17 protein-coding genes are annotated in these 19742 nt (G+C 73.7%); 16 read left to right on the top strand and 1 reads right to left on the bottom strand.

Annotated elements, in window-relative coordinates; all coding sequences use genetic code 11:
• The first annotated feature begins 78 nt into the window (after window positions 1-78).
• Window positions 79-591 carry an ATP-binding protein gene (locus BJ999_RS32520; RefSeq protein WP_179836803.1) on the top strand — a complete coding sequence of 171 codons (513 nt, stop codon included), beginning with the start codon at window positions 79-81 and terminating at the stop codon, window positions 589-591.
• Here the strand turns inward: BJ999_RS32520 and BJ999_RS32515 are convergent.
• Window positions 588-1214, bottom strand: a complete 627-nt coding sequence (locus tag BJ999_RS32515; protein WP_179836802.1) for a TetR/AcrR family transcriptional regulator — start codon at window positions 1212-1214, stop codon at window positions 588-590. The two genes, BJ999_RS32520 and BJ999_RS32515, sit on opposite strands and share 4 nt — an antisense overlap.
• A gap of 132 nt (window positions 1215-1346) precedes the next feature.
• Between BJ999_RS32515 and BJ999_RS32510 the strand changes: the two genes are divergently transcribed.
• The 15 genes from BJ999_RS32510 (at window position 1347) to BJ999_RS32440 (ending at window position 19562) form a co-directional block, all read left to right on the top strand.
• Window positions 1347-1826, top strand: coding sequence for a hypothetical protein (locus tag BJ999_RS32510; protein ID WP_179836801.1), 480 nt, complete (start codon window positions 1347-1349; stop codon window positions 1824-1826).
• A gap of 2 nt (window positions 1827-1828) precedes the next feature.
• Window positions 1829-3076, top strand: coding sequence for a precorrin-6y C5,15-methyltransferase (decarboxylating) subunit CbiE (gene cbiE / locus BJ999_RS32505; protein ID WP_179836800.1), 1248 nt, complete (start codon window positions 1829-1831; stop codon window positions 3074-3076).
• Window positions 3073-3669 (top strand): precorrin-8X methylmutase, encoded by a 597-nt coding sequence (locus BJ999_RS32500; protein WP_179836799.1) that lies wholly within the window; start codon window positions 3073-3075, stop codon window positions 3667-3669. The genes cbiE and BJ999_RS32500 overlap by 4 nt, the downstream gene beginning before the upstream one ends.
• The gene (gene cobC, locus BJ999_RS32495; RefSeq protein WP_179836798.1) at window positions 3666-4691 is read left to right on the top strand and encodes an Rv2231c family histidinol phosphate aminotransferase CobC; all 1026 of its coding nucleotides are present in this window, start codon (window positions 3666-3668) and stop codon (window positions 4689-4691) included. Before BJ999_RS32500 ends, cobC begins: the two co-directional genes overlap by 4 nt.
• A 28-nt stretch (window positions 4692-4719) precedes the next feature.
• The gene (gene cobT / locus BJ999_RS32490; RefSeq protein ID WP_179836797.1) at window positions 4720-5799 is read left to right on the top strand and encodes a nicotinate-nucleotide--dimethylbenzimidazole phosphoribosyltransferase; all 1080 of its coding nucleotides are present in this window, start codon (window positions 4720-4722) and stop codon (window positions 5797-5799) included.
• 127 nt (window positions 5800-5926) lie between these two features.
• The gene (gene cobA / locus BJ999_RS32485) at window positions 5927-7165 is read left to right on the top strand and encodes a uroporphyrinogen-III C-methyltransferase (protein ID WP_179836796.1); all 1239 of its coding nucleotides are present in this window, start codon (window positions 5927-5929) and stop codon (window positions 7163-7165) included.
• Window positions 7162-9174, top strand: a complete 2013-nt coding sequence (locus BJ999_RS32480; protein WP_229810344.1) for a GTPase family protein — start codon at window positions 7162-7164, stop codon at window positions 9172-9174. The genes cobA and BJ999_RS32480 overlap by 4 nt, the downstream gene beginning before the upstream one ends.
• Window positions 9171-10907, top strand: coding sequence for a GTPase family protein (locus BJ999_RS32475; RefSeq protein WP_229810343.1), 1737 nt, complete (start codon window positions 9171-9173; stop codon window positions 10905-10907). Before BJ999_RS32480 ends, BJ999_RS32475 begins: the two co-directional genes overlap by 4 nt.
• Window positions 10908-10991: 84 nt before the next feature.
• Window positions 10992-11465, top strand: a complete 474-nt coding sequence (locus BJ999_RS32470; RefSeq protein ID WP_179836795.1) for a single-stranded DNA-binding protein — start codon at window positions 10992-10994, stop codon at window positions 11463-11465.
• 979 nt (window positions 11466-12444) lie between these two features.
• Window positions 12445-13734 carry a sensor domain-containing diguanylate cyclase gene (locus tag BJ999_RS32465; RefSeq protein WP_179836794.1) on the top strand — a complete coding sequence of 430 codons (1290 nt, stop codon included), beginning with the start codon at window positions 12445-12447 and terminating at the stop codon, window positions 13732-13734.
• A gap of 47 nt (window positions 13735-13781) precedes the next feature.
• A complete protein-coding gene (gene ettA / locus BJ999_RS32460; protein WP_179836793.1) occupies window positions 13782-15446 on the top strand; it encodes an energy-dependent translational throttle protein EttA in 1665 nt (554 codons plus the stop codon).
• Window positions 15447-15621: 175 nt separating this feature from the next.
• Window positions 15622-17157 carry an aldehyde dehydrogenase (NADP(+)) gene (locus BJ999_RS32455; RefSeq protein ID WP_218935329.1) on the top strand — a complete coding sequence of 512 codons (1536 nt, stop codon included), beginning with the start codon at window positions 15622-15624 and terminating at the stop codon, window positions 17155-17157.
• The gene (locus BJ999_RS32450; RefSeq protein ID WP_268247820.1) at window positions 17154-18497 is read left to right on the top strand and encodes an enolase C-terminal domain-like protein; all 1344 of its coding nucleotides are present in this window, start codon (window positions 17154-17156) and stop codon (window positions 18495-18497) included. The genes BJ999_RS32455 and BJ999_RS32450 overlap by 4 nt, the downstream gene beginning before the upstream one ends.
• 43 nt (window positions 18498-18540) lie before the next feature.
• Window positions 18541-18972 (top strand): acyl-CoA thioesterase, encoded by a 432-nt coding sequence (locus BJ999_RS32445; protein ID WP_179836792.1) that lies wholly within the window; start codon window positions 18541-18543, stop codon window positions 18970-18972.
• Window positions 18969-19562, top strand: coding sequence for a GNAT family N-acetyltransferase (locus BJ999_RS32440; RefSeq protein WP_179836791.1), 594 nt, complete (start codon window positions 18969-18971; stop codon window positions 19560-19562). The genes BJ999_RS32445 and BJ999_RS32440 overlap by 4 nt, the downstream gene beginning before the upstream one ends.
• The last annotated feature ends 180 nt before the right edge of the window (window positions 19563-19742 follow it).

Below are 19742 nucleotides of genomic sequence, written 5' to 3'. Positions count from 1 at the left end.
TGATCGGTCGTCAACTGACAGTGACGACCGGTCGCACCGCCCGCCCTTCACACTCGCACCAGTTACGCGGGAGGAACCGTGAAGACCACGCCAGCCCACCTGACGGCGGAGAGCATGGCCGACGCTATGGCGGGCGGTGACCCAGCCCGGGGCGACGGTGTGCCCGGGTGGGTGTGGGCCCTGCCGGGCGGCCCCGGAGGGGCGGGGTACGCCCGCCGCGTCCTGTGCGACGCCCTCGCCTCCCTCGGCGTACCGCCGGACGGGACGGCCGACGCCCGGCTCATGGTGAGCGAACTGGCCACCAACGCCCACCAGCACGCCGGCGAGCACGGCCCGCACGAGCTGTGGCTCTACATGGGGGACGGGACGGCGGGCGAAGTGCGGTGCGCCGTCTTCGACACCCATGCCGACGTCGGCCTGCCGGGGTACTCCTGGACGTCCGGCGACTGCGGGCGCGGGCTCAGCATCGTCCACGAGCTGTCCAACGGACGCTGGGGCCTGCGGCGGACCCTCTCGCGCCTCGGGCCGCCCGTCCGCGGCAAGGCCGTCTGGTTCGCCGTCCCCGGAACCATCCAGACGCGCCCCGGCTAGCCCGCGCCGGCCCGCGGCCGGTCCTCCGGGGCCCGCTCCAGGGCGGGGCCGATGTCGCTGACCAGCGTGAGCAGCGACCGGGTGAGCAGCGTGCGCACCTGGTCGCGGTCGAGCGTCTTCTCCTGGAGCCACTGGCGCGTCGCCGCGTCCGCGAGCCCGGAGTAGACGCGCAGCACGGCCCGCAGCGTCTCGGTCGGCTCGGCCACGCGCAGCACGGCCAGCATGTGCTCGACCGTCTCGTCCCGGAAGCGGTTGACGATGCGCAGGAGTTCGGGGTCCTGTCCGAACCCCTCGGCGTCGAGCGCGGCGAACCACGTGGTCGCGTTGCGCTCGGCGGTGTCGAGGAACAGGTTGACGAGCAGCTCGACCGCCTCGGGCAGCGCCAGCCGCTCGTCCGGCGGCGGGGCCTGCATCGCGGCCGAGGCCGTCAGCCCCTGGACGACCTTGAGGAACAGCTCCCGCTTCGTCCCGAAGTAGTAGTGGATCAGGCCGCGCTGCACGCCGGTCTCCCGCGCGATCGCGGCGGTGGACACCTCGGCGTAGGGCAGTTCGGTGAACATCCGCCGCGCGACGTCCAGGATCTGGGCGCGCCGCTCGTCCGGGGACAGGCGCTGGTAGCTCACCGCGACAGCCTATTCTGTGGGCGGCCGGCGCCGTACGGTCGCGACCGATCCGGCTCTCGTCGGCGTGCCATGGCGCCGTGCCGACGGCGCCTCCGGGAAGCTCGTCGCCGACGACCAGGAGGGACGGCACAGGTGACCGCTGCGGAGAAGACGCTCGTGATGTACGGAGACGGCGCGCGGGAGGCCGCGCGCCGGATGCTGCCGAACCTGCCGGACGCGTGCTTCGTCCCGGTCGCGGCGGAGCGGCTGCGGGAGGCGGCCAAGGCGGGGCTCGCGCAGGTCGTCATGGTCGCCCGCATGCAGGAGCAGGCCGCGTTCCTCGGCGGCGCCGCGGGCCTGCTGGAGTCGATCACGCTGGACATGGACTGCGGGCCCGCCCTGGCCGGCCGGGTGGCGCAGGCCCCGGCCGTCCAGGACGTCTACGACGTGTGGGACGCCGCGGGCAAGCTCGGTCCGTGCGGGCGCGAGCTGTGCCGCAGGACGGCCGCGGGGCTCGAACGCCTGGCCGCCGAGGCGGAGGGGGCGGCGGACAGTCCGGTCGCCGCCCAGGTGGTGCTCCTGGACGCGGCGGGAGAGCGCATGGTCGGCATGTACGGGCGGATGGCCCGATAGCGATGCTGACGGTCGTCGGCCGCGACGGGACGCCCCTCTCCGAGGGGGCGAAGGCGGCTCTGGAAAGTGCCACGCTGGTCATAGGCGCCCCAGCCCATCTGGACGGGCTGCCCATGGCATCGGATGTCCGCACGGTCGCCACCACGGTGTTCGCCGAGGCGCTCGAAGGCGTCGACGTCACCGAAGAGGACGTCGTCCTCGTCGTGGACGGCGACCCCGGCTACTTCGGCGTCGTCCGCGAACTACTCGAAAAGGGCCACGCGCCAGAGAGCTTCCCCGCGACGACCCTGGTAGCGCGTGCCTTCTCCCAGGCAGGATTGCCCTGGGACGACGCTCTCGTGGTCTCCGCCAAGGGCGGGCACCTGAGGCAGGCCGTGAACGCGTGCCGCGCCCATCCGAAGGTGGCCGTCCTGACCGAGCCGGGCGCGGGACCGTCCGAGCTGGCGCGCGCGCTGTTCCCCGTCACGCCGCGCTCCTTCGTGGTGTGTGAAGACCTGGGCGGGCCTAAAGAGCGGATCGTCTACGTCCGGCCGGCGGAGGCGACCACTCGCCCATGGAACGACCCCGAGGTCGTGCTCGTCCTGGACAACCGCCACGCGCTGGGCGAAGCGAACTGGGTCCCCGGGCCCGTGCTCGGCCCCGCCGGATGGGCGCTCCCGGCGGAGGCCTTCGGCGACGGACCCGGCCCACGCCCTGACGTGCGCGCCTTCGTCCTGGCCAAGCTCGGCCCCAGGGTCGGCGACATGGTGTGGGACGTGGAGTCCGGCGACGGCTCGGTCGGCATCGAGTGCGCCCGCTTCGGCGCGGCCGTCGTCGCCGTCGACCGCGACCACTCCGCGTCCGCGCGGGTGCGGGAGAACGTCCGCCTGCACGGCGTCAAGGTCGCGATGGCGTCGGGCGACGTCCGGTCCAGCGCCGAGCACCTTCCCGAGCCCGACGCCGTCTTCCTCGGCCGCGGCGGGCCGGAGGCCGTCCGGGTCTGCGCGGCGCTCCGCCCGTCCCGGATCGTCGTCCTCGCCGCGCCCGGCGAGGCTCAGGCCATACTGGACGAACTGGGCGGGCAGGGCTTCGCCGCCGACGCCGTCCGGCTCCAGGCCGCCCCGCTGACCACGCGGGGGGAGGCCGCGGAGCCCGTGATCGTCGTCTGGGGCGAACGCGACGCCCGCACCCCCGCGTGGCGGCCGTCCCGGACGGGCCGCCCCATCGAGACCATCCCCGCCTTGCCCGGAGTTGTGGAGGAGCGCAGTTGACCGTCCGCCGGCCCCACCCGATCGAGGTGCGCTCGTATGAGGTCCTCCGGTCCCGCGTCGACCTGTCCCCGATGCCGCCGCTGTGGCGGGCGGTGGCGGAGCGGGTGATCCACGCCACCGCCGACCTGGAGTACGCGGTGGACCTGGTGACCACGGAGGAGGCCCTCGTCCAGGGCTGGTCCGCGCTGCGCGCCGGCGCGCCGATCGTCACCGACGAGGGCATGGCCGCCGCCGGGATCAGCGCCCGCGAGGCGGTCTGCCACGCCGCCGACCCGGCCGCCGCCCGGATGGCGCGCGCCGCCGGCATCACCCGGTCGGCCGCGGCCGTCCGGCTGTCGTACTCGGAGGTGGGACCGGGCGCGGTCTGGGTGGTCGGCTCCGCGCCCGAGGCGATCTTCGAGATCGTCGCCCGCCGGGTCAGCCCCGCCCTGGTGGTCGGGATGCCGGTGGGCTTCGTCGGCGCCTGCGAGGCCAAGGAGGCCCTGCGCGCGAGCGGGCTGCCGCAGCTCAGCAACGTCTCGGAGAAGGGCGGGTCGGCGGTCGCGGCCGCCGCCGTCAACGCGCTGCTCTACTACGAGGCGGAACGGCCGTGACCGGGCCCGCCGAGGTCGACCTGCGCCACCACGGGGACACCGAGGTCGGCGACGGCCTCGCCGACTTCGCCGTCAACGTCCGCGCCGGCACGCCTCCCGAGTGGCTCGCCGAGCGGATCCGCGCGTCCGTCGACGGCCTCGCCGCCTACCCCGACCCCCGCCCGGCCCGCAAGGCGGTCGCCGCGCGGCACGCCAGGTCCGCCGGGGAGGTGCTGCTCACCGCCGGGGCCGCGGAGGCGTTCGTGCTGCTCGCACGCGTGCTCGCCCCGCGCCGGGCCGTGGTGGTGCACCCCCAGTTCACCGAGCCGGAGGCGGCGCTGCGGGCCGCCGGGCACGAGGTGGAGCGGCTGATCCTGGAGAAGGACTTCACCCTCGACCCGAGGGCCGTCCCGGACGGTGCCGACCTCGTCGTGATCGGCAATCCGACCAACCCGACCTCGGTCCTGCATCCGGCCGACGCGATCGCCGCGCTGGCCGCGCCCGGACGGACGGTCGTGGTCGACGAGGCGTTCATGGACTGCGTCCCGGGCGAGCCGGAGAGCCTCGCCACCCGGCTGCCCCCGGGAGTGGTGGTCATCCGCTCCCTGACCAAGACGTGGGGGCTCGCGGGACTGCGCGCCGGGTACGTCCTGGCCGACCCCCACATGATCGGACGGCTGGCGGAGGCGCAGCCGCTGTGGGCGGTGTCCACGCCCGCGCTCGCCGCCGTCGAGGCGTGCTCCACCCCCGAAGCCGTCGCCGAAGGCGAGGCATGGGCCGCCGGGCTCGCCGCCGAACGCGATCGGCTGGCCGCCGAACTGTCGGCAAGGGGCCTGTACGTCGTACCCGGGGCCCGCGCGTCGTTCCTGTGCCTCCGCGTGCAGGACGCCCTGGGCATCCGGGCCCTGCTGAGGCAGCGCGGTTACGCCGTCAGGCGCGGAGACACCTTCCCCGGGCTCGGCCCGGACTGGCTGCGGATCGCCGTGCGCGACCGTCCGTCCAACGACCGCCTGCTGGACGTGCTCGGCGAGCTGGGCATCTGACCCCCCGACGACCCCCCGAAAGGACGCCATGAACCTGATCGAGGAGACCGTCGCCTCCATCGCCCCTCCGGACGGGGCGGCCATGCGGGACGCACGCGACCTGCAGGCCCGGCTCACCAAGCCGCCCGGGTCGCTCGGCGTCCTGGAGGAGGTGTCGGTCCGGCTCGCCGGACTCGCCGGGCAGTGCCCGCCGCCGCTGCCCGAACCCGCCGCCGTCGCCGTGTTCGCCGCCGACCACGGTGTCCACGCCCAGGGCGTCACCCCGTGGCCGCAGGAGGTCACGGCGCAGATGGTGGCCAACTTCCTGGCCGGCGGCGCCGTCGTCAACGCGTTCGCCGCCCAGGTCGGCGCCGCCGTCACGGTGGTCGACATCGGCGTCGCCACCGAGCTGGAGGAGGCCCCCGGCCTGCTCCGCCGCAAGATCGCGCCGGGCACCGCCGACATGACGGCAGGGCCCGCGATGACCGCCGACCAGGCGCGGCGCGCCGCCGAGACGGGCATCGAGGTCGCCCGTGATCTTCACGCGCAGGGCGCCCGGTGCCTGCTCACCGGGGACATGGGGATCGCCAACACCACCGCGTCCGCCGCGCTGATCGCCGCCTTCACCGGCCTGCCGCCCGAGCGGGTCACCGGCCGGGGGACCGGCATCGACGACGCCACCCACGCGCACAAGGTCGAGGTGGTGCGCACCGCCCTGGACCGGCACGGGCTCCTCGAAGGGCACGGCAGGGCGCCGATGGAGGTCCTCGCGGCCGTGGGCGGGCTGGAGCACGCCGCGATCGCCGGGTTCGTCCTCGGTGCGGCCGCGCTGCGCGTCCCCGTCGTCCTGGACGGTGTGATCGCCGGCGCCGCCGCCCTCGCCGCCGCCGCGCTGTGCCCGGACGCCCTCGGCGCGTGCGTCGCCGGGCACCGCTCGGCCGAGCCCGGTCACGGCGCCGCCGTCGACCACCTCGGCCTGCGGCCGCTGGTCGACCTTGAGCTGCGGCTCGGCGAGGGAACCGGTGCCCTGCTGGCGTTGCCACTGGTCCAGGGCGCGGCGCGAGTCCTGCACGAGGTCGCCACCTTCGACTCCGCCGGAGTGAGCGAGAAGGACGCCGGGCGGCCGTAACAACGTGATCACGGAATGAGTCACGCTCGGCTATCGAACGGGCGAGGCCCCTCTCCACGGACTCCCCGAGCCGAGTACCTTTGTTCCACAAAGAGACTGTCCGCCACCCGCGTCCGAGAGATCCACCGTGCCCCCGTACCTGCTAGGCCTGCGACTCGGCGGGCGACGCGTCCTCGTCGTCGGCGGGGGACGGGTCGCCCAGCGCCGCGTGCCCGCCCTGCTGGACGCCGGCGCCGAGGTGGTCCTGGTGTCCCCCTCGGTCACCGCCACCCTGGAGGGCCTCGCCGAGCGCGGCCGGATCACCTGGCACCGTCGGGGCTACCGGCGCGGCGACTGCGCCGGCGCCTGGCTGGTGCAGGCCGTCACCGACGACGCCAAGGTCAACGGCGACGTGGTGGCGGAGGCCGACGCCGCGCGGATCTGGTCCGTCCGGGCCGACGACGCCGAGTCGTCCCCGGCCTGGACGCCCGCCAGCGGGCACGCGGGCGACGCGACCGTCGGGGTGCTGCTCGGCGGCGACCCGCGGCGCGCCGCCGGCATCCGCGACGCGGTGGTGGAGGGCCTGCGCGACGGCGCCCTGGAGTCCCGGCACTCCCGGACCAAGCCCGCGGGCGTCGCGCTCGTCGGCGGCGGGCCGGGCGACCCGGGCCTGATCACCGTGCGCGGGCGGCAGCTGCTCGCCATGGCCGACGTCGTCGTCACCGACCGGCTCGCCCCCGGCGGGCTGCTGGACGAACTGGCCGCCGACGTCGAGGTCGTCGACGCCGCCAAGATCCCCTACGGCCGGACGGTCACCCAGGACCGCATCAACGAGTACCTGGTCGAGCACGCGCGGCAGGGCCGCTTCGTCGTCCGGCTCAAGGGCGGGGACCCGTTCGTGTTCGGCCGCGGCGGCGAGGAGGCCCTGTACTGCGCCCGCCACGGCGTCCCCGTCACGGTCGTCCCCGGCATCACCAGCGCGGTCGCCGTGCCGTCGGCCGCGGGCATCCCGGTCACCCACCGGGGCGTCGCGCAGGAGTTCCACGTCGTCTCCGCGCACGTCCCTCCCGGGCACCCCGACTCGACCGTCGACTGGGAGGCGCTGGCCCGCGCGAACGGCACGATCGTCCTGCTCATGGCGGTGGAGCGGATGGGGCTCATCGCGGCGGCCCTCATGCGCTATGGTCGGTCGTCCGGAACGCCGGTGGCCGTGGTGCAGGACGGCACCCTCCCCGGCCAGCGGGCGCTGACGACGACGCTGGGCACGGTGGCCGACGAGATGGCCGCCGGAGATGTCCGGCCCCCGGCGATCGTGGTCGTGGGCGACGTGGTCAACGTGGCACGAGAGATCGACATGATTCGAGCGGACTTGGGACGGGATCCGTGACACCCCCCGCAGAGCAGAGCACGGTCCACGACGAGGAGGCCGGCGCCGGCTCGGGCCGGGCCGGCGAGCCCGCCCCCCACGAGGCCGCGGCGTCCGGCGAGACCACGGGCGGCGAGGACGCGTCCGGGAAGGACACGGGAGGCCGCGCCACGGCACGGGAGAAGAAGACCTCGAAGAAGGACGCGGCCGAGGACGACGCCGCATCCGAAGACCAGGCGACGGACACCGACACCGACACCGGGAGCGCCGAGGGCGACAGGAAGGCCGAGGCCAAGTCCAGGCGCGGACGGCGGCGCGCCCCCAGGGCCGGGGCGACGGTCAACCGGGGCGAGCTGGTCCGCGCCCTGACCGCGCTGCGCGAACAGCTCGGCGCTTTCGACCTCCTGCTCGACGTCCCCGGCGTCGAGCAGGCCCGCGAGGCCCGCGACGAACTGCGCGCCCAGCTCGTCGACTACGTCCTGCCGCGCGTCCAGGCCGCCGGCGCCCCCATGCTCGTGGTGCTCGGCGGCTCCACGGGCGCGGGCAAGTCCACCCTGGTCAACACGCTCGTCGGCGCCCGCGTCAGCGCGACCGGCGTGCTGCGCCCCACCACCAGCAGCCCGATCCTCGTCTGCCACCCCGACCATTTGCGGTGGTTCATGGAGGGGCCGATGCTGCCCGGCATGGGACGGGTCCGCGGGCCCGCGCCCGACGCCATCGCGGGCGACCAGCTGGTCGTCATCGCCAGCGACGTCCTGCCGCCCGGCCTCGCCCTGCTCGACAGCCCCGACTTCGACTCCGTCTTCGAGGACCACTACGAGTTCGCGACGAAGCTGATGGCCGCCGCGGACCTGTGGCTGTGCGTCACCACCGCCGCCCGGTACGCCGACGCCCAGGTCTGGCAGATGCTCCAGCGCGCCAAGGAGAACGGCGCCACGATCGGCGTCGTGCTGTCGCGCGTCCCGCAGGGCGCGGGCGCCGGCGGCGGCGAGATCGTCGAGCACTTCGCCGAGATGCTGGACGAGCACGAGGTCGGCGACGCGCGCCGCTTCACCATCCCCGAGACCCGGATCGAGGAGAGCCGCCTCCCCGAGGAGACCGTCGAGGACATCCGCGACTGGCTGACCGGCGTCGCCGACGACGCCGAGGACCGCGAGATCGTCGTCAGCGACACCCTCGCCGCCGTCCTGGACAGCTTCCGCACCCGCGTCCCCGAGCTCGCCCGGCAGGTCGAGGCGCAGGTCGAGCGGCGCACCGAGCTGGCCAGGGAGATCGAGGCCGGGTACGGCACCGCCCTCGCCGAGCTGGACGAGGCGACCCGCAACGGCTCGCTGCTGCGCGGCGAGGTGCTGGCCCGCTGGCAGGACTTCGCCGGCACCGGCGACCTGCTGCGCGCCCTGCACGTCCAGCGGTCCCGGCGCGGCCGCGCCGCGAACCGCCGCCACCGCAGCCCGGCCCGCGTGCGCGCCCTCAAGGCGGCGCTGCGCAGCGGCCTGGAATCGCTGATCATGGCGTCCGCCGAGCACGGCGCGGAGCAGGTCATGGCCCGCTGGCGCGAGCACCCGGCGGGCGCCCAGGTGCTCGCCGGCGCCGACGCCGGCCTCGCGCACGTCTCCCCGGAGCTGTCGCGGCGCGTCACCCGGGCCGTCAGCGCCTGGCAGGACCACGTCCAGGAGCTGATCCGCACCCACGGCGTCACCAAGCGCTCGGTCGCGAAGCTGGTCTCGTTCGACACCGAGGCGGTCTCCCTCGTCCTGATGATCGGCCTGCTCGGGTACGGGACGTCCGACGTGGCCGTGGAGGGCGGCAACAGCGCCGTCCCGCAGCGGCTGCTGAAGGCCCTGTTCGGCGCCGAGTCCCTGCGCGGCATGGGCGCCAAGGCCCGCGCCGACCTGCGCAGCCGTATCGGGATGCTGTTCGACGAGGAGGCCATCCGGTTCGGTCAGGTGCTCGACTCCGCCGGCATTCCCGACGAGACCGTCCCCGTCCAGCTGTACCAGGCCACCTACAACCTTGAGGTTGCCCGATGACCACCTCGGCCATCCCCGCGAACTCACCGGCGGGAACCGGCGAGACCCCGCTCCCCGGCGCTCCCGAAGCCGGCCCTCCCGCCGGCCCCTCCGGCCCCTCCGCCGGTTCCGCCGGCCCGCCCGGGCTGGTCGAGCGGCTCGACGGGCTCGACCGGCTCGTCCAGGCGGGCCTCGGCCGGCTCGACGAGCCCGTCCTGGACGACGCCGGCGCACTGCTGCGGCGTGCCGGGCAGCGGCTGCGGCTGTCGGGCGACCACACCGTCGTCACCCTGGCCGGTGGGACGGGCAGCGGCAAGTCCTCGCTGTTCAACGCCATCTGCGGGCTCGAACTGTCGCCGACCGGGATGCGCCGCCCGATGACGTCGCAGGCCCACGCGTGCGTCTGGGGGCTGGACGGCGCGGGCCCCCTCCTCGACTGGCTCGACGTCGACAAGCGCCACCGCTACGCCCGCGCCAGCGCCCTCGACCTGGAGCGCGCCGACGCCACCCTGCAGGGCCTCGTCCTGATCGACCTGCCCGACCACGACTCCATCCAGGCGATGCACCGCGCCGAGGTCGACCGGTTCGTCACCATCGCCGACCTGCTGGTCTGGGTCGTCGACCCGCAGAAGTACGCCGACGCGGCCCTGCACCGCAACTACATCGTCCCGTTCGCCCGGCACACCGGCGTCACCCTGATCGTCCTCAACCAGGTCGACCGGCTCGCGCCGCACGAGATCGACGACTGCGTCGCCGACCTGCGCCGCCTGCTGGAGGCCGAGGGGCTCGCCGACCCGCGGATCGTCACCACCTCCGCGGTGGCCGAGGACGGCGTGCACGGCTTCCGCGACACCCTCGTCGACACCGTCGCCGCCCGCCGCGCCCGCACCGAGCGGCTGTCGGCCGACGTCGACCGGGCCGCCGAGCGGTTCACCGGCTACCGCTTCGACGCCGAGCCGCCCGTCACGGTGGACGACGGACGCAAGGCCGAGCTCCTGCAGGCCCTCACCGACGCCGCGGGCGCGCCCGCCGTCGCCGAGGCCATGGAGAGCGCCTACGAGCTGCGCGCCGCCGACTTCATCGGCTGGCCCGTCACCGCCATGATCGGCCGGCTGCGGTCGGACCCGCTGCGCCGGATGCGCCTCACCGAGCTGCGCGAGGAGCTGCGCAACGCCTTCACCGGCCCGATCGGCGCCCAGCAGGGCGACGTGGACAACGCGCTCCAGAACGTCTCCGAGGGCGTCGCCGCCGAGCTTCCGCCGCACTGGGGCCGCTCCGTCCGCACCGCGGCCCGCTCCCACGCCGCCGAGATCCCGGAGGCGCTCGGCGAGTCCCTCAAGGAGGCCCTGCCCACGTTCAACGTGGTGCCGCGCTGGTGGTGGCTGGTCAAGACCTGGCAGTACTTCCTGGTCCTGGTCGCGGCCCTCAGCGTCGTGTGGATCGGCTTCCTCATCGCCTACGGCCTGTTCGACCTCGGCGGCGACGACCCGGACGGCCTCATCGGCCAGGCGGGCCTGATCCCGTACGTCGCCATCCTGGTCGTCTGCACCCTCGGAATGGGCTGGCTCACCGCGTCCGCGTGCCGCAACATGGTCGCGCTGTCGTCCGCCAAACACGGCGAGAAGATGGAGCAGCACATGCGCCAGGGCATCGAGCGCGTCGCGCGCGAGAAGGTGATCGTCCCCGTCGAGGAGGACCTGGAGGTCTACGCCCGCTTCCGCCGGGACGTCGACGTCGCCCTCGGCCGCGGCTGAGTTATCCACAATTCCGCGACACCCGGCCCCGCCCTCCGCCTCTGAGCCACCGTTGTCCTCGTACGCGAGACAACGGAGGACGCGATGAACGAGGCGCACGTCACCATCACCGGCTGGGTCGCGGCCGAGCCCCGCTATGCCGTGACGACCAACGGCCACCCCTTCCTGTCGCTGCGGGTGGGCTGCACGCCCCGCCGCTTCGACCGGCAGACCGGCCAATGGCAGGACGACGAGTCCCTGTACGTCACGGTGAACTGCTGGCGCGGCCTGGCCGACAACGTCAACGCGTCCGACCTCCAGCGCGGCACGCCGATCCTGGTCACCGGCCGCCTGCGCATCCGCCAGTACGAACGCGACGACCAGTGGCGCTTCTCCGCCGAGGTCGAGGCCACCACCCTGGGCCCCGACCTGACCCGCGGCACCGTCGACTACCGCCCCGCCCAACGCAGCGGCCCCCTGACCGACGAAGACCGCCAACTCGCCCGCGACGCCGCCGACCAATGGGCACTGACCACCCCCACGGAAGAAGCGGAAGAAGCGGAACCCAAAGCCGCTTAGCCGAACCCCGTCCCCGCCTCACCCGTCCAGGCCATGGCCGAGAGATCGGCCTGGTCACGAAGCTGCTCGACCGTCTGGCCGGGCTGGGCAGCGGCAGGGCGCGGCCGCGCGTGGCCGACCGTGCCATGGAGTGCGGGCCCAGCCTGGCCGGGACCCGCACCGCCGGCCTGCTGGTGGTGTGCCCGCTGGTCGCGGTGTGCCCGTGGGTCGGGAGGCCGGCGAGCACCTGTCGGTCGGCGCCCGTGGGTCGGCGTCCGTGGGTCGGCGTCCGTGGGGCGGCGTCCGTGGGGCGGCGTCCGTGGGTCGGCGTCCGTGGGTCGGCGTCCGTGGGGCGGCGTCCGTGGGGCGGCGTCCGTGGGGCGGCGCCCGTTGCGCGGCGCCCGTGGGGCGGCATCCGTGGGGCGGCGTCCGTGGGGCGGCGTCCGTGGGGCGGCACCCGTGGGGCGGCACCCGTGGGGCGGCACCCGTGGGGCGGCATCCGTCCGGCGGGCATCCGTGGGGCGGCGTCCGTCGGGCGGGCATCCGTCCGGCCACCCTCTACCCGTGTCTGTACGAGGCAGGGCGTCATCGGGCGCAGGCTCCGCACGCTCCGGACGACGCCCAGAAGCAGCCCGCCTCCAGCTTGCGGCTGTCGGCCAGGTGCGGCCATTGCGCGTCCGCGGGCCGGAGAGCGGGCAGGGCGCGACCGGGGATTGCCGGGTTGGAGGGTGGTGCGCAAAGAGTTTTAGTGGGGGGAGGTGGTCCGTGGGAGCGGTGAACGTGCCCCCGCGGTGTCGGTGGCTGTTGGCTGGTCAGATCCAGGAAACGCCGCGCATGGTGGTCCCCCTCAGGATGGTCGGGCTTCGCCTGTCAGCGGGCCCGGATACCGGTGATCAGAACGGTCACCCGCTTGTGCGTTCCCGAACGTACCTGTTTCACGCCCGTTCCGCACACGTTGCAACTATCGTGTTACACAACGTGATGTGCGTAAGGGGGAAGGATGACGGCAGTGCAGTCGTCCGCCGAGGACCGTGGTGGGGAGCTGGTCCGCAGGCCACAGCGCAGGGCGCGACTTGGGCGTCCGTCCCTGCTCCTGGTCTACGTGCCGGTGGTCGTCGCCGTCCATCTGGGGCTCATCGTCGCGGGGCTGGTGGAGACCCCGTTCCGGGGCGACGACCTGACGACCTTCGCGGCCCTGCTGGCGTGCGGCGCCGTGTGCGTCGAGGCGACGCGGAGGCTGGGGATGCCGGCGGGGGTCGCGCGCGACCTGCTGTCGGCCTGGTGGCTGCCGGTCGCGCTGCTGCTGCCGCCGGTGTACGCGCTGCTGATCCCCGTGCCGATGCAGGCGCTGATGCAGTTCCGCGTCCGGCGGACGCTGGTCTACAGGCGGGCGGTCGTCGCCGCCGCGCTAGGGATCGCCGGGGCGTGCGCGTCGGTGGTGTTCCACCGGGTGGTGGCCGATCCGCTGCAGGGGGCTCCGCGGTGGGTCGTCGAGAGCTATCCGGGCATCCCGGCGGCCGTCGGCTGCGCGGCGCTGTTCACGGTGGTGAACGCGGCGATCGTCGCGGTTGCCGCGCACGCCGCCGATCCCGAGAGCCGGTGGCGGGACGTCCTGTGGACGCGCGAGAGCCTCCTGCTCGACACGGTGGAGCTCTGCGTCGGCATCCTGGTGGCGATCACGAGCGCCCTGTCGCTGGGGCTGCTCCTGCTGGCCCTTCCGCCGGTGATGCTCCTGCAGCGCAGCCTGATGCACCAGCAGCTCCAGGCCGCCGCGCGCACCGACGCCAAGACGGGCCTGCTGAACGCCGCCGCGTGGCAGCGCGAGGCCGACACCGAACTCTCCCGGGCCCAGCGCACCCACGACGCCGTCGCACTCCTCCTGATCGACATCGACCATTTCAAGCGCGTCAACGACACGCACGGCCACCTGGTCGGCGACCAGGTGCTGGTGGGGGTGGCCAGCACCCTGTGCCACCAGCTGCGCGACTACGACGTGGTGGGCCGTTTCGGGGGTGAGGAGTTCGTCGTCCTGCTGCCGGGCGCCGACACCGTGGAGGCCTGCCGTGTCGCCGAGCGCCTTCGCGGCCGGGTGCGCCGTCTCGCCGTCCCCGCCGAGGAGGGAACCGTCACGGTCACGGTCTCCGTGGGGGTGTCGCTGTTCCGCACGCACGGCCAGGACCTCCTGGAACTCATGACGGCGGCCGACCTGGCGCTCTACCGGGCCAAGTCCTCGGGACGCGACCGGGTGTGCCTTCCCGCTCTGGAGGGCCCCAAGCCGTCCGGCAACTGAGGCGGCAACGCGATAAACAGGTTCCAGGACCCCCTAGTCTTGAGGATATGGCCGAGTACATCTACACGATGCAGCGTGTGCGCAAGGCACATGGCGACAAGGTCGTCCTTGACGACGTCACCCTGCATTTCCTTCCGGGCGCGAAGATCGGCGTCCTGGGGCCCAACGGCACCGGTAAGTCGACGCTGCTGCGCATGATGGCCGGTCTGGAACAGCCTTCGAACGGCGACGCGCGCCTCATGCCCGGGTTCACCGTGGGCATGCTGCAGCAGGAGCCGCCGCTGAACGAGGAGAAGGACGTCCTCGGGAACGTCCAGGAGGGCGTCGCCGAGACCAAGGCGATGCTCGACCGGTTCAACGAGATCGCCGAGCAGATGGCGACGGACTACTCCGAAGCGCTGATGGAGGAGATGGGCAAGCTGCAGGAGCAGCTCGACCATCGCAACGCGTGGGACCTCGACAGCCAGCTCGACCAGGCGATGGACGCGCTGCGCTGCCCGCCCGGCGACGCCGAGGTGTCGAAGCTGTCGGGTGGCGAGCGCCGGCGCGTCGCGCTGTGCAAGCTGCTGCTGGAGGCGCCCGACCTGCTGCTCCTGGACGAGCCCACCAACCACCTCGACGCCGAGAGCGTCCAGTGGCTGGAGCAGTTCCTCGCCAAGTACGAGGGCACCGTCCTGGCCGTCACGCACGACCGGTACTTCCTCGACAACGTGGCCACCTGGATCCTGGAGCTGGACCGGGGCCGCTGCTACCCCTACGAGGGCAACTACTCCGTCTACCTGGAGAAGAAGGCCGACCGGCTCAAGGTCGAGGGCAACAAGGACGCCAAGCGCAAGAAGCGCCTCGAGGACGAGCTGGAGTGGGTGCGGTCGAACCCGAAGGCGCGCCAGACCAAGAGCAAGGCCCGCCTTGAGCGGTACGAGGAGATGGCGGCCGAGGCCGCCAAGCACCGCAAGCTGGACTTCGAGGAGATCCAGATCCCGCCGGGCCCGCGCCTCGGCCAGACGGTGATCATCTCCGACAAGCTGACCAAGGGCTTCGGCGACCGGCTCCTGATGGACGACCTGTCGTTCAACCTGCCCCCGAACGGGATCGTCGGCGTCATCGGCCCGAACGGCGTCGGCAAGACCACGCTCTTCCGCATGGTCGTCGGGGAGGAGCAGCCGGACGCGGGAGACCTGCGTGTCGGCGAGACCGTCAAGGTCTCCTACGTCGACCAGGGCCGCGGCGGCATCGACCCGAAGAAGACGGTGTGGGAGGTCGTCTCCGACGGCCTGGACCACATCAACGTCGGCCAGGTCGAGATGCCGTCCCGCGCGTACGTCGCGGCGTTCGGGTTCAAGGGCCCCGACCAGCAGAAGCCGGCCGGCGTCCTGTCCGGCGGCGAGCGCAACCGGCTCAACCTGGCGCTGACGCTCAAGCAGGGCGGCAACGTCCTGCTGCTGGACGAGCCCACCAACGACCTGGACACCGAGACCCTGTCCAGCCTGGAGAACGCCCTCCTGGAGTTCCCCGGGTGCGCCGTGATCACCTCGCACGACCGGTGGTTCCTGGACCGCATCGCCACGCACATCCTCGCGTGGGAGGAGGGCTCGAACTGGTTCTGGTTCGAGGGCAACTTCGCCGACTACGAGAAGAACAAGATCGAGCGGCTGGGCGCCGACGCGGCCCGCCCGCACCGGGTCACCCACCGCAGGCTGAAGCGCGACTGACTCCGGTCGCCCCCGAACGGACGCGCGATCCCGATCGCGCGGCCGTTCGCGTTCCCGGCGCGGCCGGTGATACGCGCGGAGCATCGAACGATGCGTTCTTCGTGTTGGACAGGTATCGATCGCGTCTCCTATCGTCCGGTTCAGGCATTCCGCCCAACCGAGGAGGACGGGGACGTTGGCGCAGCTCACCGGGCAGATGCTGATCGGGTTCGAGCGCGTCACCGGGACGGGGAGGGCGATCACCGCCGTCGATCCCCGTACCGGGGAACGTCTCGAACCGGAATACCGCTACGGCGGCGACGCCGAGGTGGACCGGGCCTGCGGTCTCGCGGAGGAGGCGTTCGACGCCTACCGCGCGACGAGCCCCGAGGAACGCGCCGCGTTGCTCGACGGGATCGCCGGGAGGCTCGACGCGCAGGCCGCCGATCTCGTCCGGCGCGCCGCGTCCGAGACCGGCCTCCCCACCGCCCGGCTGACCGGCGAGGTCGCGCGGACGTCGGGGCAGCTGCGCCTGTTCGCATCCGACCTGCGCGCGGCGGCGACACCCGGCGTCACCGCGCGCCACGGCTCGAACCCGCCGGAGGGCGCCGATCTCGCGGGCGGGACGGCGACGAGCGTCGACCCGGCGGGCGAGGGTGCGCCCGAGATCCGGCAGGGCCGGGTGCCGCTCGGGCCCGTCGCGGTCTTCGGTGCGAGCAACTTCCCGCTGGCGTTCTCGGTGGCGGGCGGCGACACCGCCGCCGCGCTCGCGGCGGGCTGCCCGGTGATCGCCAAGGCGCACGACGCCCACCCCGGCACGTGCGAGCTGGCCGGACGGGCCGTCGTGGAGGCCGTCCGGGAGGCGGAGCTGCCCGAGGGCGTCTTCTCGATGCTGTACGGCGACGGGCCGACGCTCGGCACCGCGCTCGTCACCGACGCGCGGGTCCAGGCGGTCGGGTTCACCGGATCGCGGAAGGCGGGCCTGGCGATCGCGGGCGCGGCGGCGGCCCGGCCGCGGCCGATCCCCGTCTACGCGGAGATGAGCAGCGTCAACCCGGTCTTCCTGCTGCCCGACGCGCTGGCGGAGCGCGCCGCCGGGCTGGCGGAGGAATACGCCGGGTCGGTGACCCTTGGGGCCGGGCAGTTCTGCACGAACCCGGGCCTCGTCTTCGCGATCAGGGGACCCGGTCTCGACGCCTTCCTGGACGCGGCGGCGACGGCGATCGGGGCCGACCCCGGGGCCCCCATGCTCACCCGAAGCCTGGCCCGCGCCTACGCCGAAGGGGTCGACAAGCTCGGAAGGCGTCCCGGCGTGGAGATCCTCGCGCGCGGCCGGGAGCCGGACGCGGTCGCCGGATGCCGGGCCGCCCTCGCGGCCGTGGACGCCGGGGACTTCGGGCCCGACCTCCAGGACGAGATCTTCGGCGCCTGCTCGCTCGTCGTCCGCTGCGCCGACCTCGACGAGGTCATCGGGCTGGCCCGCGGCCTGGAGGGCCAGCTGACCGCGACGATCCACGGACGGGGTGAGGCGGCGGCGCGGCTGCTGCCCGTCCTGGAGCGGCTCGCCGGACGGATCCTGTGGGGCGGGTGGCCCACCGGCGTCCGGGTCGGGCACGCCATGGTGCACGGCGGACCGTATCCGGCGACGTCCGACGCGCGGGCGACGTCCGTCGGGAGCCTCGCCGTCGAGCGGTTCCAGCGGCCGATCGCCTACCAGGGGGCACCGCGGTGAGCACGCCGGTCGTCACCGGGATGCGGGTCGTGCCGGTCGCCGGACGCGACAGCATGCTGCTCAACCTGGGCGGCGCCCACGGGCCGTTCTTCACGCGGAACCTGGTGCTGCTGACCGACTCGTCCGGCAGTACGGGCGTCGGGGAGGTACCGGGCGGCGAGGGCATCCGGCGGATGCTGGAGGACGCCCGCGCGCTGGTCGTCGGCAAGCCCATCGGGCGCTCGGACGAGATCCTCAACACCGTCCGCGCGACGTTCGGCCACCTGGACGCGGGCGGACGCGGCCCGCTCACGCACGACACCAGGATCACCGTGCACGCGCTGAGCGCGATCGAGGCGGCGCTGCTCGACCTGATGGGGCGGTTCCTCGGCGTGCCGGTGGCGGCGCTGCTCGGCGACGGCGTCCAGCGCCGCACGGTCCCGGTGCTCGGCTACCTCTTCTACGTCGGTGACCGCAACAGAACGGACCTTCCGTACGAAGCACCACCGCACGGAGCGGACGGCTGGCTGCGGGTGCGGCGCGAGGAGGCGCTGACGCCCGAGGCGATCGTCCGGCAGGCGGAGGCCGCGCGCGAGCACTACGGGTTCGCCGACTTCAAGCTCAAGGGCGGCGTCCTGCGCGGCGAGGAGGAGGCGCGGGCCGTGCGGGCGCTCGCCGAGCGGTTCCCCGGCGCCCGCGTCAACCTGGACCCGAACGGCGCCTGGTCGCTGGAGGAGGCCGTCCGGATCGGCACCGGGCTGCGGGACGTCCTCGCCTACGCCGAGGACCCGTGCGGCGCCGAGCACGGCTACTCGGGCCGGGAGACGATGGCCGAGTTCCGCCGCGCCACCGGCCTGCGCACCGCCACGAACATGATCGCGGTCGACTGGCGGCAGCTCGGCCACGCGATCCGGCTGGACGCGGTGGACATCCCCCTCGCCGACCCGCACTTCTGGACGATGCGCGGCTCGGTGCGGGTCGCGCAGCTCTGCGAGGCGTGGGGGCTGACCTGGGGCTCGCACTCCAACAACCACTTCGACGTGTCCCTGGCGATGTTCACCCACGTCGCCGCGGCCGCGCCCGGCGAGATCACCGCGATCGACACGCACTGGATCTGGCAGGACGGCCAGCGCCTCACGACCGACCCGCCGCGGATCGCGGACGGCGCGATCGCGCTGCCCGAGGGCCCGGGGCTCGGCGTCGACCTCGACGACCAGCGCGTCGAGGAGGCGCACGACCTCTACGTCCGGTACGGGCTGGGCGACCGCGACGACGCCGCCGCGATGAGGTACCTGATCCCGGACTGGCGGTTCGACCCGAAGCGCCCCTGCCTGGTCAGGGACTCGGCCCGCTCCGGGTAGCATCGGGCCGACCACCCAGGTTCCCCCGCACCCAGGCGAGGACATGCAGCAGTTGCCCGCGGCCGAGTACCGCCACGTCTACGAGTTCAAGATCCGATTCGGCGACATCGACTCCCAGGGACACGTGAACAACGTCAAGTTCCTCGGTTACCTGGAGGACGCGCGGCTGGAGATGTTCCACGGCGACCCGGTGCGCAAGGGGGAGCAGCCCGTTCGCGGCATGGTGATCTCCCGGCACGAGATCGACTACCGGCACCCGCTGCTGCCGACCGTCTACCCGATCCGGGTGGAGACGTGGGTGACCGAGGCCCGCGCCGCGTCGTTCAAGCTGGCCTACGAGGTGCGGGACGACGACCACGTGTACGCCGCGGCGACCTCGACCCTCGTCGCGTTCGACGTGGAGGCGAACCGCCTGCGCCGCTTCACCCCGGAGGAACGGGAGTTCATCGGGCGGTACGTGGTGCCCCGCGCATGACGGCGCTCGCCGGCCCTCCGCCCGCGCTCGACGGCCGTCGAGCAGGGGTGCGCCTGCGCGCCGTCCAGATGGCGGACGCGGTGGCGCTCGCGGCGCTGTACCGGGAGAACCGCGCCTACCTGCGTCCCTGGGAACCGGAACGGGGCGAGGCGTACTTCACCGTCGACGGCCAGCGCGACAACCTGCGCGAGCTGGTCGAGGCGTACGCGGCGCAGGAGATGTGGCCGGGCGTCATCCTCGTCGACGGCGAGGTCGCCGGGCGCATCACGCTCAACAACATCCTGCGCGGGCCCCTCCAGAGCTGCTTCGTCGGCTACTGGGTGGCGCGCGCGCACGCGGGCAGGGGCGTCGCCACCGAGGCCGTCAGGCAGGCCATGGACGTTGCGTTCGGTGCGCTCCGCCTGCACCGCGTCGAAGCGTTCACGAGAGTCGACAACCTCGCGTCCCAGCGCGTGCTCGAACGCAACGGCTTCACGCTTGTGGGGACGGCCCGCCGCCACATCCACCTGGACGGACGCTGGCACGACGAGCGGTTCTTCGAACGCCTGGCCCCCTGGGACGACGGCTTCACCCTTGCCCCTCCCGCCTGACCCCCGTCTCACCCCTCCTGACCCGATCGCCGCTCCCGGACCGGCCGACTTTTCCCGGGTCTGATCTCTGGCGCGGCTGTGCGCCGTTCCGGACGTGATCGAGGTTCACCCGGTGGGTTCGCGTTCCTCCAGCGTGAGCGCCATTGCCTGCCTGATCACGGTTCCGCCCCTCCTGGGCTT

Origin of the sequence: Actinomadura citrea (genome assembly GCF_013409045.1) — a bacterium.
Lineage (GTDB): Bacteria > Actinomycetota > Actinomycetes > Streptosporangiales > Streptosporangiaceae > Spirillospora > Spirillospora citrea.
Note: the sequence above shows the minus strand (reverse complement) of the source record. Positions and strands in the feature narration are given on the sequence as shown.

Excerpts from the sequence above, each read along its gene's own strand:
- BJ999_RS32470 (WP_179836795.1), top strand. The coding sequence starts at position 10,992 with ATGAACGAGGCGCACGTCACCATCACCGGCTGGGTCGCGGCCGAGCCC.
- BJ999_RS32445 (WP_179836792.1), top strand. The coding sequence starts at position 18,541 with ATGCAGCAGTTGCCCGCGGCCGAGTACCGCCACGTCTACGAGTTCAAG.
- BJ999_RS32475 (WP_229810343.1), top strand. The coding sequence starts at position 9,171 with ATGACCACCTCGGCCATCCCCGCGAACTCACCGGCGGGAACCGGCGAG.
- ettA (WP_179836793.1), top strand. The coding sequence starts at position 13,782 with ATGGCCGAGTACATCTACACGATGCAGCGTGTGCGCAAGGCACATGGC.
- BJ999_RS32465 (WP_179836794.1), top strand. The coding sequence starts at position 12,445 with ATGACGGCAGTGCAGTCGTCCGCCGAGGACCGTGGTGGGGAGCTGGTC.
- cobT (WP_179836797.1), top strand. The coding sequence starts at position 4,720 with ATGAACCTGATCGAGGAGACCGTCGCCTCCATCGCCCCTCCGGACGGG.
- BJ999_RS32440 (WP_179836791.1), top strand. The coding sequence starts at position 18,969 with ATGACGGCGCTCGCCGGCCCTCCGCCCGCGCTCGACGGCCGTCGAGCA.
- cbiE (WP_179836800.1), top strand. The coding sequence starts at position 1,829 with ATGCTGACGGTCGTCGGCCGCGACGGGACGCCCCTCTCCGAGGGGGCG.